This is a genomic window from Streptomyces sp. NPDC057002 (assembly GCF_042673825.1).
Taxonomy (GTDB): domain Bacteria; phylum Actinomycetota; class Actinomycetes; order Streptomycetales; family Streptomycetaceae; genus Streptomyces.
The window spans coordinates 918,709-933,165 of the sequence record NZ_JBHURZ010000002.1 but is presented as its reverse complement, the minus strand read 5'-3'; the positions used below and the strand labels follow the sequence as shown (position 1 = coordinate 933,165).

Annotated in this window: 11 protein-coding genes; 5 read left to right on the top strand and 6 right to left on the bottom strand. The window is 69.7% G+C overall.

Features of this window, described 5'->3' with window-relative positions:
- The first annotated feature begins 27 nt into the window (after nucleotides 1-27).
- The gene (locus ACFT32_RS12290) at nucleotides 28-870 is read left to right on the top strand and encodes an NmrA family NAD(P)-binding protein (RefSeq protein ID WP_382488355.1); all 843 of its coding nucleotides are present in this window, start codon (nucleotides 28-30) and stop codon (nucleotides 868-870) included.
- Between the two features lie 57 nt (nucleotides 871-927).
- On the opposite strand, the gene ACFT32_RS12285 is transcribed toward ACFT32_RS12290, so the two are convergent.
- The 4 genes from ACFT32_RS12285 to ACFT32_RS12270 all read right to left on the bottom strand — a co-directional run bounded on the left by ACFT32_RS12285 (nucleotide 928) and on the right by ACFT32_RS12270 (nucleotide 5,994).
- Nucleotides 928-1,677 carry a hypothetical protein gene (locus ACFT32_RS12285; RefSeq protein WP_382488354.1) on the bottom strand — a complete coding sequence of 250 codons (750 nt, stop codon included), beginning with the start codon at nucleotides 1,675-1,677 and terminating at the stop codon, nucleotides 928-930.
- On the bottom strand, nucleotides 1,664-3,229 hold the full coding sequence (locus tag ACFT32_RS12280; protein ID WP_382488353.1) for a substrate-binding domain-containing protein: 1,566 nt from the start codon (nucleotides 3,227-3,229) through the stop codon (nucleotides 1,664-1,666). Before ACFT32_RS12280 ends, ACFT32_RS12285 begins: the two co-directional genes overlap by 14 nt.
- Nucleotides 3,226-4,392, bottom strand: coding sequence for a hypothetical protein (locus ACFT32_RS12275; RefSeq protein WP_382488352.1), 1,167 nt, complete (start codon nucleotides 4,390-4,392; stop codon nucleotides 3,226-3,228). Before ACFT32_RS12275 ends, ACFT32_RS12280 begins: the two co-directional genes overlap by 4 nt.
- A 237-nt stretch (nucleotides 4,393-4,629) precedes the next feature.
- Nucleotides 4,630-5,994, bottom strand: coding sequence for a PLP-dependent aminotransferase family protein (locus tag ACFT32_RS12270; RefSeq protein WP_382488351.1), 1,365 nt, complete (start codon nucleotides 5,992-5,994; stop codon nucleotides 4,630-4,632).
- Nucleotides 5,995-6,088: 94 nt separating this feature from the next.
- On the opposite strand from ACFT32_RS12270, the gene ACFT32_RS12265 reads away from it, so the two are divergent.
- Both ACFT32_RS12265 and ACFT32_RS12260 read left to right on the top strand, forming a co-directional pair.
- Nucleotides 6,089-7,477 carry a pyridoxal phosphate-dependent decarboxylase family protein gene (locus ACFT32_RS12265; protein WP_382488350.1) on the top strand — a complete coding sequence of 463 codons (1,389 nt, stop codon included), beginning with the start codon at nucleotides 6,089-6,091 and terminating at the stop codon, nucleotides 7,475-7,477.
- 185 nt (nucleotides 7,478-7,662) lie between these two features.
- Nucleotides 7,663-9,045: an L-serine ammonia-lyase gene (locus tag ACFT32_RS12260; RefSeq protein WP_382488349.1), complete on the top strand. Its 1,383-nt coding sequence runs from the start codon at nucleotides 7,663-7,665 to the stop codon at nucleotides 9,043-9,045.
- Between the two features lie 54 nt (nucleotides 9,046-9,099).
- Here the strand turns inward: ACFT32_RS12260 and ACFT32_RS12255 are convergent, their stop codons facing one another.
- Entirely contained in the window at nucleotides 9,100-11,394 is a 2,295-nt protein-coding gene (locus tag ACFT32_RS12255) for an FdhF/YdeP family oxidoreductase (protein WP_382488348.1), read from the bottom strand.
- A 3-nt stretch (nucleotides 11,395-11,397) separates the two neighbouring features.
- A complete protein-coding gene (locus tag ACFT32_RS12250; RefSeq protein ID WP_382488347.1) occupies nucleotides 11,398-12,540 on the bottom strand; it encodes an aromatic ring-hydroxylating dioxygenase subunit alpha in 1,143 nt (380 codons plus the stop codon).
- Nucleotides 12,541-12,732: 192 nt separating this feature from the next.
- On the opposite strand from ACFT32_RS12250, the gene purU reads away from it, so the two are divergent.
- Together purU and ACFT32_RS12240 are read left to right on the top strand one after the other, a co-directional pair.
- On the top strand, nucleotides 12,733-13,605 hold the full coding sequence (gene purU, locus ACFT32_RS12245; protein ID WP_382488346.1) for a formyltetrahydrofolate deformylase: 873 nt from the start codon (nucleotides 12,733-12,735) through the stop codon (nucleotides 13,603-13,605).
- Nucleotides 13,606-13,660: 55 nt separating this feature from the next.
- Nucleotides 13,661-14,452 (top strand): IclR family transcriptional regulator, encoded by a 792-nt coding sequence (locus tag ACFT32_RS12240; RefSeq protein WP_382488345.1) that lies wholly within the window; start codon nucleotides 13,661-13,663, stop codon nucleotides 14,450-14,452.
- The last annotated feature ends 5 nt before the right edge of the window (nucleotides 14,453-14,457 follow it).

The following is a 14,457-nucleotide window of genomic DNA, read 5'->3' as shown; positions in this document are numbered from 1 at the left end:
TGCCTGCCGACGGCGTGTACTGGCGGCATGAGGACAACGAACAGCACCAAGAAGACGCTGGTTCTGGCCGGGACGGGCAAGACCGGGCGGCGTGTGGTCGAGCGCCTGGCCGCGCGGGATCTGCCGGTTCGGGTCGGCTCGCGCAAGGGGACTCCACCCTTCGACTGGCAGGAGACGGCTACCTGGGCGCCCGCGCTGCGAGGGGTGGAGTCGGTGTACGTGGCCTATCACCCGGACGCCGCGTTTCCCGGGGCCGCAGAGGCGGTGGGAGCGTTCGCCGGCCAAGCGGTGCGCTGCGGCGTGACGCGGCTGGTGCTGCTGGCCGACCGTGGTGCGAACGAGGCGGAGCGCTGCGAGCAGGCAGTGCGCGCAGCGGGCGCCGAGTGGACCATCGTGCGCACCGGGTTCATCTCTCAGAACTTCAGCGAAGACGTCCTCACCGGTGCGGTGCGGGCAGGCGTGGTGGCGCTGCCGGCGGGCGAGGTGGCGGAGCCGTTCACCGACGCCGAGGACATCGCTGACGTCGCGGCCGCGGCTCTCACCGAAGACCGTCACGTCCGTGAGACATACGACGTGACCGGTCCACGGCTCATGACCTTCGCCGAAGCCGTCGCGGAGATCGGCAAGGCCGTCGGGCGCACGGTCCGGTACCAGGCGATCAGCCAGGAACGATTCTCCGCCGCTCTCCAGGAGAAGGGGACACCGGCGCGGCTCGCGGAGCCGCTGGCCGATCTCATGGGCGAGGTCTTCGACGGTCGCAGGGCCCGACTCGGTGATGGCGTCCACCGCGCTGTCGGCCGACCGCCCCGGGACTTCACCGACTACGTCCGCGATACGGCCGCCACCGGCGTCTGGGCCCCCGCACGATAGGGAGGCGGTCGGCCCCGCGCGTGCTCGCCGGGCTCAACTCCCGGTGAGCGGGGGCGGTCACCAGAAGATCGCGATCGCCTCCAGCGTCACCTCGCGGGTGTCCTCGCGCCAGCCGGTCATCTTGCCCAGGCAACGGGCCGTGAACGTGCCGGCCGGGATCGAGCGACGCGCGTTCCCGGGGGCCACGACGCGCATGTAGACCGGGGGCCGCTCGGCGCCGTATTCGGCCCGCAGGACGAATCCCTCCGCGATGTCGGGCACGCCGGTGAACACACCTTTGACCGAGACGAATTCGCCGATGCGGCTCAGGGTCACGACACGGCCGTCGGCCAGGTTGTCGGCGAGGTTCCGGTTAGGGACGACCGTCAGTGTGGTCAGGTCGGCGTGGACGATGGCGTCGGCCCGGTCGAAGGCCTCCATGACCACGCCGATCACGTTGATCGGTTTGTCCTTGCGCACGAACTTGCGGAAGGTCTCCTGGCTGACGTCCCGCTTCAGCCGGAAGCGGAACAGCCACGTCAGCACGCGGCTCCAGAATCCGACACTCGTGTCGACCTTCGTCCGCAGCTCGACGGCCTCTTCCAGTGCGGACCGGTAGTTGCCGAGCTCGTAGAGGTCCATCACCGCCTGCTCGTCAAGGTACAGACATATGCTGTACGCCGACTGCCAGCGCCGCATGTGCCTGCGCCGCTCCCGGGCATGGCGCTCCAGGACCACCGCGAGCACCACCACGCCGACGGCCGTCACCAGCCAGACCGTCATCCACGGCCACCAAAGGCTCCACCACAGTGCGTCAGTGACAGCCACGGATCTCCTTGAAAGCCTCGGAAAGGGACGAGCCGGAGGCATCCACCATCCGTCCGCCCGTCCGCGCCGCCGCGCGCCGCAGTTCGCCCGCGTCGGCCTCGCCGAAATGGACGGGGTAGGTGTGGACGTCGGCGCGCACGGCGGCGGGCAGCGCCTTGTGACGGCGTACGAACTCCGCATGGGACAGGCCCGCGTTGTTCTCGCCGTCCGTCATCAGGACGAGGGAGACGGAGCGGTCGGGGTCGGCGGCCAGTTCGCGGGCGGCGGTGCGGTAGCCGCGGTCGAGGGCGGACCATACGGCGGTGGCATCGCCGTAGCCGCCCCTTGCGACGGTGTCGGCGAGAGCCGTCAGGTCTTGCGGGCCGGTGACCGTGACGGTCTTCTCCTCCAGCACTCGGCCGCCGAACCGGACGATGGTCAGCCGCTCGCCCCGGTAGAAGCGGGTGAACTTCCCGGAGGCGGAGGGGTCTGCGCCGCTGAGTCCGGCGAAGGCCTCGCGCAGGGCGGCCATCCGGGCGCCGCGCATCGAGCCGGAGAAGTCGAGCAGGAAGACCACCTGGCTCGTGGTGCGGCGGTCGGGGTCACCGTAGTCCGCCAACAGGGCTTCGACGACGGCGGGTTGGTCGGGGTGGAAGAGCGCGTTGCCGACCGGTTCGCGCAGCCGTGCGTCCCGGGTGACCGTCGTGTTCACGGGGCGGCGCAGAGTGTGCCGCATGATCTGCCGCTGCACCGAGTCGCGCCGCAGCCACTGCGTGACCTTGTCGTACGCGGTGCGGTGGGTCGGGTTGAGCAGGAGGAGCGGGAAGTCCGCCAGGACCATGCCGTCTTCGGGGCGGACGACCTCCAGGCGGTCGTCGACGCGGTCGGTGGCGTTGAGGGCGAGCAGGTCGGACTCGTAGGTGATGAGAGCGTTGGTCTCGTCCTGGTGGCCGGCGTAGGAGTCGACGAGGGCGGGACCGGTGTCGGCGGTGAGGGTCTGGCCGGAGCGGAAGCCGCGCAGCCGGTCGCAGGAGACGTCCTCGGGGCGCAGCGCGGCTCCGGTGCCGGCCGCGGCGGTGGCGACGCCGACGAGGGCGGCGAGCCCGCTGCCGGCGTGCCGGGGGTCGGCCATGCCGAAGCGGACGGTGCCGGTGGCGGCGGCGTCCGCGATGTCCGCCCAGGTGAGCCGGCCGTCGGGCACCTGGGCGCGAAGCTTCCGTGCCACGTCCGGCTTCAGGCCGATGACGACGGGGGATGTCATGGTGGGAGTGCGCTGCACGCCCCGGGTCGCGCTCTTGTCGGTGAGACGCAGATAGCGGTCGGAGGACAGCCAGGCGAGGTCGTACCTGTCGCGGTCCGGGGCCTTGGTCTCGGCGTCGGCCCGGTGGTCCAGGCGCAGGTCGATGCCGGTCTCGTCCTTCAGATCGCCGAGCAGCGGGGCCAGTACCGCGAGATCGGGACTGGCGAGCACGCGCAGCCGGACCGTCTCGTCGCCGTCGCCGCCCGAGCAAGCGGTGAGCATGGTGGCTATGAGCGCCAGGCAGAGCGCGGGCAGGCCCGCACCGCGTCTCACCGGCCGCCCGTCCGGTCCGGGCAGTCGCCGACGATCTCGATCATCTTCTCCAGCAGGGGCAGGCTGGGCAGGACCGCCCGGGTGTCGTCGGAGGAGGTGGTGGGCACCGGGATCTGCCGGTCGGTGAGGAATCTGGTGAGATCGTCGCTGGTCGCGCCGCCGGCGGAGTTGCGGGTCCGAAAGCCCAACTCCGTGGCGCGTTGCTGGAGTTCGCGGTCCTCGCTGACCAGTTCACCGAGCCGGGCGCCATCGCCGGTCAGCGCGACGAGCTGGGGTTCGGTGACGAAGCGGGTGGACGGGTAGAGCAGGACGCGCTCGTCGTCGGTCGCGCCCTTTTCGGCCGCGTACCCGATCTGATGGGCGAGGAACTGGTGCTCGTAGATCACCGAGACAGGGGCGATGCTCTGCCCGTCGGGGGACAGATACGTTTCGGCCCGTTCGGAGGACGGCAGGCCCTGTTCGACGAGGAGCGGCTTGATCCTCCGGGCCAGTTGCTCGGCCTCGGCCTCGCTGTCCGGTGCGTCGTTCCCGTGCTCGACGAAGGCCACGAGCCCGAGGTAGGTGCCGGCGGAGTTGGACTCGCAGATGTCCGAGGTCTGGGCAAGGATCTTGTTGCCGTTGCGGACGTGGTCGTCGGTATCGATCTCGTCCCAGCGGTAGCCGTCCTCGGGATCGCGCTGGACGCCCTTCCTCTTGCCGTGCGCGAGATCGAGGAACTGCCGCATGTCGAGGGTGTAGTACATCGTCCGGCCGCCCGTTCCCGGCAGGCGCGTCGCGACGCCTTCCGCCGTGAGCACCTCGGCGTAGTCCCGGTAGGTGGCCAGCACGATGGGGCTGACGAACGGACGGTACAGCAGCACCGGACGGTTCGCCCGGGCGCGCTCCCGGCTGATCAGGTCGGAGGCCGGCTGGCCGGAGGGGAAGACGACGTCGTATCCCTCGTAGTCCTGCTTGGCGATCTCACGCGAGCCCATGTTGGTGATGTGCACGCGGAAGCCGTGCTTCATGAGCAGCCGCTCGACCACGGGGTCCTGGAAGAAGTCCCTCTTCGAGGCCATCTTGGCCTCTATGGTGACCACCTGCCGCAGCGGCAACAGCAGGTTCCCGGAGGCCACGAGCAGGACCAGCCCGACGACCGGGACGGGCAGCGCCGACGCCAGCACTCTGCGCAGGCGTCGGCGCGGGGGTCTGGTGACGGTTAATCGCGGCTCTTCGGTAGCGGGTCTGTTCGCGGGCACCTGCGTCTCCCCCCGTGACACCTGCGTTCGCCCCCGTGGGCCCGGGCCAGGATCGTCGGTGATGCCGGTGTACCCCGAACGTCCTTTTGCGGAACGTCAGTTGAACGTAGGAAAAGGCGCACGTTTCGCGGTTCGCGTTCCGTGAGCCGGTCGGTTACCGGTTCAGTCTCGGCAGGCTGTGTCGAGGACCGTGGCGACCCGGTTGAGTACGTCGAGGGGCGGGGTGTAGGGGACGCGCAGGTGGTGGGTGAGAGTCGCGTCGGCCGCGAAGCGCGGGCCGGGGGCGAGTTCGACTCCGCTCTTGCCGACTCGCTCGACGATCGTGTCGGCGGGAGTGGCGGTGAGGTGCAGCCACAGCGCGAGTCCGCCGGGTGGAACGGTGAAGTGCCAACGGTTGTCGTCGGCGAGCAGCTTGCCGAGGTGGTCGCGCTGTCTCCGGAGTTCGCCGCGCCGTCGATGGAGCACTGGTTCCAGGTCGCCCAGGAGTTCGGCGGCGATGAGCTGTTGCATGGGGGGTGCGGACAGTGGGCCTGCGAGGGGGTGGCTCTGCAGGCTGCTGATGAGTGGGGTCGTCGCTCGGATCCAGCCGATGCGCAGGCCGGCCCATATCGCCTTACTGGTCGAACCGATCAGCACGGCACCGCGGATCCGAGGCGCGGGCTCCGGCCGGTCGCGCAGGTCGAGGTCGCGCATGGTCTCGTCAGCGACGATGGTCACCTGGCTCCGAGCGGCCAGGTCGGCGACGGTTCGACGGATGTGCTGCGGCATGAGCGCACCGGTGGGGTTGTGGAAGTCGGGGACCAGATAGGCGAGATGGCCTCGGGCAGCGGTGAAGGCGGCCTTGAGCTGGTCGAGGTCCCAGCCGTCGGTGGTGACCCTCGAGCCGACCAGCCTCGTTCCCGGACCGCGCAGTACCCGCAGCGCATCGAAGAACGTGGGGATCTCCACGGCGGCTACGCGGGGTTTGAAGTGTGCGGTGAGCAGGGTCAGCGCGGCGCGTGCCCCGCTGGTGACGAGGATTTGCTCGGGCCGGGTGGGCAGACCCTCACGGCTGTACCGTGCGGCGATCAAGGCACGCAGCTCGGGAAGACCGGGTCCGGGTTCGCCGTGCTCGGCCAGCAGCGGGGCCGCTCGTTCCACGGCTCGCCGGGTCGCTGCCAGGTAGGCCTCCTGCGGTGCGGCGGGCACTGCCCTGCGCAGGTCGGTGACGGAGCCGGTTTCACCGGTCGCCGAGATGGGGGCGATGCGTTCCGCGGCGGCCGGGGGCAGCCGTACCGTGCTGGCGCTGCCGTGCCGGGTGCGGACCCATCCGCTGTCACGCAATCGGTCCAGCGCGGCCGTCACCGTGCCGCGGCTCACCCCGAGAGCGGTGGCGAGGCGGCGTTCGGCGGGCAGCTCGCTGCCAGTGCGTACGCGGCCGTCGAGGACCGCTTCCCGGACTGCTTGGGCCAGCGCCGCGCTCAGTGGCGCATCGGGCGTTCGCCAGGGCCCCAAGGCCCGCACCAGCTGCTCGTCCCCTATCCGCACCGGTCCAGTTTCCCACGATTGGACCATGCCCTCCGGCCCGCCGCCTGCCTACCGTCGTCGTCAGCCGAGACGAACCGAGACGAACGGAGACAACGTGTACCCGCAACTCGCCGCAGACCGAAATGAGCTGCCGAGGCTGCTGGAAGCCGTCCAGCAGCACGCCGCCGCCCTTCTTGCGGACCTGGACGAGCGGGACGTCGTCCCTTCGGTGCCGGTCCCGCCACCCACACCGCTGCCCGCGCAGGGCGTGGGTCTGGAGGCGACGCTCGCGGAGTTCGCCGCCCGCTGGGAACCGACACTGTCGGCGAGTGCGGGGCCGCGCTACCTCGGGTTCGTCACGGGAGGCGTGACGCCGGCGGCGTTGGCCGGCGACTGGATGACCGCGACCTGGGACCAGAACTCCTTCTCCTCACTGGATGGAGCAGGACAGCACCTGGAGCGTGAGTCGATCGCCTGGCTGCGCGGCCTGTTCGGGCTGTCCGGCCACCATCACGGAACGTTCGTCAGCGGTGCCACCATGTCCAACACCATCGGCCTTGCCACAGCCCGGGAATGGCTCGGGGAGCGCAGGGGCGTGTCACCTGCCGAGGACGGCGTGGGCGGTCTCGGGGCGGTACGGGTGCTGTCGGGGGCCGCGCATTCGAGCGTGTCCAAGGGGCTGTCGATTCTCGGTCTGGGGCGCACGGCCCTGATCCAGGTGGACACTCTCCCCCGCCGGGAAGCCGTCGATCCGGCCGCTCTTGAGCGTGCGTTGCAGGAGCACGAGGCCGATGGGCCATGCGTGGTCGTCGCCAGTGCGGGCACCGTCAACACCGCTGACTTCGATGATCTGCGCGCCATCGGCGCGTTGCGTGAGCGCTACGGCTTCTGGCTGCACGTGGACGCCGCCTTCGGCGCCTTCGCGGCCCTGTGCCCGGGCTACTCGCACCTGGTCGACGGCCTCGATCTGGCCGACTCGATCTGCGTCGACCTGCACAAGTGGCTGAATGTGCCGTACGACAGCGCGGTGCAGTTCACCCGCCGACGTGATCTGCAGACAGCCGTCTTCCAGAATTCGGCCGCCTACCTCGGCCCTCTCGGCGACACCCCTGACACGGCCCACCTCACCCCGGAGAACTCCCACCGTCTGCGGGCCGTCGCGGCCTGGTTCACCCTGCGCGCGTACGGGCGCGACGGCCACCGAGAAATCGTCGAACGCTGCATCGCCTGTGCACACACCCTGGGCGACGCCATCGACAGCACGCCGGAGCTTCGGCTCCTGGCACCGGTCCGCCTGAACGTCGTCTGCTTCACCCTTGCGGAAGACCCCACCGCCGAACGCCTGGCCGCACTCACCGGTCAACTCTCCGACGAGGTCTTCCTCACCCCAACCGTGCTGGACGGTGTGCCCGCACTGCGGGCCGCGTTCAGCAACTGGCGCACCACCGAGAATGACACCCGACGGGTCGTCACCACGCTGCAAGGCGCGCTTCACAAACTGTGACCGTCGGGGATCGCGTTTCCGCACACGCAGTGACACCGCGTCGGCCGCCTGAGGTCCTCGGGCGGCGCGCCCCACCCGGCCCGCGCCGAGAGCGACCACCACGGCGTCTTGACAACCCCGGAACCACGAGAAAGGCTGTTGCGCATAGAGAGTCCGGTTGCTTAATCAGAAACTGGAGCCTGCTCGTGGCCATCTCCGTCTTCGACCTCTTCTCCATCGGCATAGGTCCGTCCAGTTCGCACACCGTCGGCCCCATGCGGGCCGCCGGCCTGTTCGTCGGACGCCTGGAGAAGGAAGGCCTACTCCCCCGGACCGCAGCGGTGCGGGCCGAGCTCTTCGGCTCCCTCGGCGCCACCGGCCACGGCCACGGCAGCCCCAAGGCGGTCCTGCTCGGCCTGGAGGGCAATGAGCCGCACACGGTGGACGTCGCCGAGGCCGGCCGGGACGTCGAGCGGATCGCGTCGACGGGCCGGCTGCGGCTGCTGGGCCGCGTCCTCGGCGACGCCCATGAGATCCGCTTCGACACGGACAGCCAGCTGGTCCTGCACCGCCGCCGTTCCCTGCCGTACCACGCCAACGGCATGACGCTGTTCGCATACGACTCCGAGGGGACGCCGCTGCTGGAGAGGACGTACTACTCGGTCGGCGGCGGGTTCGTCGTCGACGAGGACGCGGCCGGCGCGGACCGGGTCAAGCTGGACGACACCGTGCTCAAGTACCCCTTCACCAGCGGTGACGAGCTGCTCCGGCTCACCCGGGAGACAGGGCTGTCGATCTCGGCGCTGATGCTGGAGAACGAGCGGGCCTGGCGCACCGAGGAGGAGATCCGTACGGGCCTGCTGGAGATCTGGCGGGTGATGCGGGAGTGCGTGGCACAGGGACTGGCCTGTGAGGGAGTTCTGCCGGGCGGGCTCAGGGTCCGCCGCCGGGCCACCGCCGTGGCCAAGGCGCTGCGCGCCGACGGCGATCCGGCGGGGCGGGCGCTGGAGTGGGTGACCCTCTACGCCATGGCGGTCAACGAGGAGAACGCAGCCGGCGGCCGTGTGGTCACCGCCCCGACCAACGGGGCCGCCGGCATCATCCCGGCCGTCCTGCACTACTACGCCAACTTCGTCCACGGAGCCGACGACGACGCCGTCGTCCGCTTCCTGCTGGCGGCCGGTGCCATCGGCCTGCTGTTCAAGGAGAACGCCTCCATCTCCGGCGCTGAGGTCGGATGTCAGGGCGAGGTCGGCGCCGCCTGCTCCATGGCCGCGGGCGGCCTCGCGGAGGTCCTCGGCGGTTCTCCGGAACAGGTGGAGAACGCCGCCGAGATCGGCATGGAACACAATCTGGGCCTGACGTGCGACCCGGTCGGCGGCCTGGTGCAGATCCCCTGTATCGAACGCAACGGCATGGCGGCGGTCAAGGCCGTCACCGCGGCGCGCATGGCATTGCGGGGCGACGGCCGCCACCACGTCTCCCTGGACAAGGTCATCAAGACCATGAAGGAGACGGGCGCCGACATGAAGGTCAAGTACAAGGAGACGGCACGCGGCGGGCTCGCGGTCAACGTCATCGAGTGCTGACGACGCAGCGGCCGGGTCTGGGAGTTCGCGCGGGAGACTGACCGGCAGGCCGGGTCAGTGCGCCCGTTCCAGCCGGACCACGATGGACTTGGATGTCGGCGTGTTGCTGACCTCCGCGGTGGAGTCCAGCGGAACGAGCACATTGGTCTCGGGGAAGTAGGCGGCGCAGCAGCCTCGCGGGGTGGGGTAGCCGACCGTCCGGAAGGAAGGTGCCCGGCGCTCGACCCCGTCGGCGAACTCACTGACGATGTCGATCATTTCGCCGTCCGCCAGGCCCTGTTCGGCGAGATCGTCCGGGTGAACGAAGAGCACCCTGCGACCCTGGTGGATGCCGCGGTAGCGGTCGTCCAGGCCGTAGATGGTGGTGTTGTACTGGTCGTGCGAACGGATCGTCTGAAGGAGCAGCCGCCCCCGAGGGACGCGCAGCACCCGAAGAGCGTTGACGGTGAAGTTGGCCAGTCCCGTCCTGGTGGGGAAGCGCCTCTCGTCGCGTGGCGGGTGGGGCAGGGCGAAGCCGCCCGGCCCGCGCACCCGGGCGTTGAAGTCCTCAAAACCGGGAATCACCCGGGCGATCCTGTCCCGGATCCGGTCGTAGTCCGCCTCGAAGTCTGACCAGGGCACCTGCGGACCGCCGCTTCCGAGGGCCGCGTTCGCCATTCGGCAGATGATCGCGACCTCGCTCAGCAGGCTGTCGGAGGCGGGTGCCAGCCGGCCACGCGAGAGGTGCACCATGCCCATGGAGTCCTCCACCGTCACCCGTTGCTCTCCGTCGGGCCGCAGGTCGGCTTCGGTGCGGCCCAGGCAGGGCAGGATGAGCGCCTGCCGGCCGGCCACGGCGTGGGACCGGTTGAGTTTGGTGGAGATCTGCACCGTGAGCTCGCAGTCGCGCAGAGCGTGCTCGGTGAGTTCGGTGTCGGGAGCGGCGGAGACGAAGTTACCGCCGAGCGCGACGAAGACCCGGACCTGTCCGTCCCGCATGGCCCGGATGGTCTCCACCGCGTCATGGCCGTGGTGGTGCGGGGGCACGAACCCGAACTCCGCGCCGAGCGCGTCGAGGAAGGCGGCGTCCGGCTTTTCGTAGATGCCCATGGTCCGGTCACCCTGGACGTTGGAGTGGCCGCGCACGGGGCAGAGTCCGGCGCCGGGGCGTCCGATGTTGCCGCGCAGCAGCAGGAAGTTGACCACCTCACGGATGGTCGGCACCGAGTGGCGGTGCTGGGTGAGTCCCATCGCCCAGCACACGACGGTCTTCCTGGCCGCCAGTACCTCCTCGAACGCCTCCCGGATCTCCTGCGCCGACAGGCCGGTGGCCTCCAGGACGTCGTCCCAGGACGTCTTGCGGGCCTGGTCGGCGAACTCCTCGAAGCCATGGGTGTGCCCGGCGATGAAGTCATGGTCGAGGACCGTGCCGGGAGCGTCGTCCTCCGCTTCCAGGAGCATGCGGTTGAAGGCCTGGAAGAGGGCCTGGTCGCCGCCGAGCCGGATCTGCAGGAACCGGTCGGTGAGTCGGGTGCCGCCCCCCAGTACGCCGGAGGGCCGCTGGGGGTTCTTGAAGCGCAGCAGGCCTGCCTCGGGAAGGGGGTTGACCGAGATGATCCTGGCCCCCTTGTCCTTGGCGGTCTCGAGCGCCGAGAGCATCCGGGGGTGGTTGGTGCCCGGGTTCTGCCCCACGACGAGGATCAGGTCGGCCTCGTACAGGTCTTCCAGCCGGACGCTGCCCTTGCCGATGCCGATGGTCTCGGTCAGGGCGGAACCGCTCGACTCGTGGCACATGTTGGAGCAGTCCGGCAGGTTGTTGGTGCCGAGGAGCCGGACGAACAGCTGGTAGACGAAGGCGGCCTCGTTGCTCGCCCGGCCCGAAGTGTAGAAGGCGGCTTGGTCCGGTGAGTCGAGTGCGCGCAGCTGCCGGGCGATCACGGCGAACGCCTCGTCCCAGGAGACCGGCCGGTAGTGGTCGCCGCCGGCGGGGCGGTACATGGGGTGGGTGAGGCGGCCCTGCTGGCCGAGCCAGTAGTCGCTGCGTCCGGCCAGTTCCTCCAGGGTGTGCTCGGCGAAGAAGCCCGGCCCGACCCGGCGCAGCGTGGCCTCCTCGGCCACCGCCTTGGCGCCGTTCTCGCAGAACTCGGCGCGGTGCCGGTGCTCGGGCTCGGGCCAGGCGCACCCCGGGCAGTCGAAGCCCGACTTCTGGTTGACGCTCAGCAGCGTCAGCAGACTGCGGCGGGCCCCCATCTGCGCGTGTGCGTGGCGCAGCGAGGACGTGACCGCGGGAAGGCCCGCGGCGTGGTCCTTCGGCGTGCCCACCCGCAGACGGGAGTCGCCGGGGTCCTCGCCAGGTGCCTTGCGGGCCATCGCCTAGTGCTCCGCGAGGTCGGCGCGGATGCCGATGCGGTCCTGGACCCAGTCGTGGAACTCGGCGATGTGGTGCTCGCTGGGCACCAGGACGCCGCCCTTGGCGTACAGGCGGGAACTCATCGCTGGCTGGCAGCGCTCACAGGCGTCGAAGTCCTGCCGGTTGACGCGGTCGAACAGCTCCACCGACCGGCTGACGTCCCGGCCGCTCTCCACCACGCCCTTCAGGTACAGCCAGTCGCACTCAACGATCGTGCGGTCCACCGCCACCGGGAACATCCGGTGGAAGATCACATGGTCCGGGACGAGGTTGATGAACACCTGCGGGCGCACCGTGATCGCGTAGTACCGGCGGTCCTGTTCCTCGGTGACGCCCGGAATGCGGTCCAGACCCTCCGTGCCGTCGACGGTGAAGCCCTGGACCTCCGAGCCGAACTCGGCGCCGTGTCCCACGTAGTACTGCGCCGCGTAGCCGTCGGCGAATTCCGGCAGGACCTCGGTCAGCTCGGGGTGGATGGTCGCGCAGTGGTAGCACTCCATGAAGTTCTCGATGATCAGCTTCCAGTTGGCCTTGACGTCGTAGACGATCCGCCTGCCGATCTCCAGGGTCTCGACGTCGTACCGTTCGACGGACTCCACGTCGCCCAGGCGCGCCACCACGTCCGCGATCACCGACTCCTCGAACGACGGCGGGTTCTCGGCCAGGCACACCCACACATAGCCGAGCCACTCGCGTACCGCCACGCTCGCCAGTCCGTACTCCGTCCGGCCGATGTCCGGCATCTTGGTGAGGTTGGGGGCCGCGACGAGTTTGCCGTTGAGGTCGTACGTCCAGGCGTGGTACGGGCACTGGAAGGCCCGCTTCACCTCGCCGGACTCCTGCGTGCACAGCTTCGCGCCCCGGTGCCGGCACACATTGAAGAAGGCCTTGACGGAGCCGTCCCGCGAGCGGGTCAGCAGCACGCTCTCCCGTCCGACGTCCACGGTCCGGAACGCACCCGGCTTCGCCAGTTCCGACGAGCGTGCCGCGCAGAACCACATCGACTCGAAGATGTGCTCCTGCTCCAGGCGGAAGATCTCCGGGTCCGTGTAGTGGTCTCCGGGGAGGGTCGCGATCAGGCTCTCCGGCAGGCCGGTCGTAGTCATGGTTCACCTCGAAGTGAAGCGCCCCTGGCGGGCGGACGGTTGCCTCATGCGCAACGAGATTCTTGCTACGCAACTCACAGTGCAGTCCGCCCGGACCACTGTCAAGCCCTTGACCACAGGCCGTCACAGCCAGGACCATGTTGCGTATCAGTCCGACCGTTGCGTATTGCGCACCCCCTCAGGGAGGGCTCAATGTCTCTTGGACCCACGACCGGCCGCGAGTTCGTCCTCACCCTGTCGTGCCCCGACCGCTCGGGCCTCGTCCACGCGGTCACCGGCTTCCTGGTCCGGCACTCCGGAAACATCCAGGAGAGCCAGCAGTTCGACGACCGGCTGCAGGACCTCTTCTTCATGCGGGTCCACTTCGACGTCTCGGACCCGGGCACCTCACTGGAGGCCCTGAAGTCCGGCTTCGCCCCGGTGGCGGAGGCGTACCGAATCTCCTGGCAGCTGTACGACGCGTCGACCCCGACGCGCACCCTGCTCATGGTGTCGAAGTTCGGGCACTGCCTGAACGACCTGCTCTTCCGCCGGCGCACCGGCTCGCTGAACATCGAGGTGCCGGCGATCGTCTCCAACCACCGGGACTTCGAGCCGCTCGCCGAGAGCTACGGGATCCCGTTCCACCACGTGCCGGTGACCCGGGAGAGGAAGCCCGAGGCGGAGGCCCGGCTGCTGGAGCTCGTCGACGAGCTGGACATCGACCTCGTGGTCCTCGCCCGCTACATGCAGATCCTGTCGAACGACCTGTGCAAGCAGCTCGAAGGCCGGGCGATCAACATCCACCACTCGTTCCTGCCGAGCTTCAAGGGCGCCCGGCCCTATCTCCAGGCGCACGAGCGCGGCGTCAAGCTCGTCGGGGCGACGGCCCACTACGTCACCCCGGACCTCGACGAGGGGCCCATCATCGAGCAGGACGTCATCCGTGTGAACCACTCCCAGGGTCCCGACAGCATGGTCGCCCTGGGGCGCGACGTGGAGGCGCAGGTCCTGGCGCGGGCGGTGGAATGGCACAGCCAGAGCCGCGTCATGGTCAACGGCAACCGTACGGTCGTCTTCCGCTGACGAAAATGACCTCCGCCCCCTCACACCTGTTGACCAATTCGCCTAGAGTCTCGCCATGAGCAACTTCGGCGCCGAGCCCGCAAGCGCTCCCCCTGGCGGAGTGCAGTCCGTCGACCGTGCTGTCGCCGTGCTGGAGATCCTCGCCCAGCAGGGCGAGGCGGGCGTGAGTGAAGTGGCCGCGGCGATCGATGTCCACAAGTCCACCGCTTTCCGTCTGCTCGGCGCGCTGGAGGCGCACGGGATGGTCGAGCAGGAGAGCGAACGCGGCAAGTACCGTCTCGGCTTCGGAGTCGTGCGCCTGGCAGGCGCCGTGACGGGCCGCATCGCCGTCACCCGGTACGGGCGGGGAATCTGCGAGCGTCTCGTCGACGACGTGGGCGAGACTCTGAACATCGCCGTGCTCGAGTCCCACCACGCGATCAACCTCTACCAGGTGCGCAGTACGTCGGCCATCGCCGCACAGAACTGGGTGGGACGGCAGACCCCGCTGCACTGCACGTCGAGCGGCAAGATCCTCCTGGCCCACCTCGACCGCGGGGACCGCGACGAGCTCCTCGCCGAGGCGGGCCTGCCCCGTATGACACCGCGCACGGTGACCTCCAGGAAGCAGCTGGAGGCGGACCTGTCCGAAGCCCGTGAGCAGGGCTTCGCGGTGACGCGGGAGGAGTACGAGGAGGGCCTCAACGCCCTGTCCGCGCCGGTGCGTTCGGAGGACGGCGAGGTCGTCGCCGCCCTCAGTGCGTCGGGGCCGGCCTTCCGGCTGACCGAGGAGCGGATACGCGAACTCGCACCGGTGATCGTCGCCGGAGCGGACGAGCTCAGCCTCCGTCTGGGCTACGCGGGCTGAGTCCC

Coding starts and splice junctions, on each gene's coding strand:
- ACFT32_RS12255 (WP_382488348.1), bottom strand. CDS start 11,394: ATGGCCCGCAAGGCACCTGGCGAGGACCCCGGCGACTCCCGTCTGCGG.
- ACFT32_RS12250 (WP_382488347.1), bottom strand. CDS start 12,540: ATGACTACGACCGGCCTGCCGGAGAGCCTGATCGCGACCCTCCCCGGA.
- ACFT32_RS12240 (WP_382488345.1), top strand. CDS start 13,661: ATGAGCAACTTCGGCGCCGAGCCCGCAAGCGCTCCCCCTGGCGGAGTG.
- ACFT32_RS12290 (WP_382488355.1), top strand. CDS start 28: ATGAGGACAACGAACAGCACCAAGAAGACGCTGGTTCTGGCCGGGACG.
- purU (WP_382488346.1), top strand. CDS start 12,733: ATGTCTCTTGGACCCACGACCGGCCGCGAGTTCGTCCTCACCCTGTCG.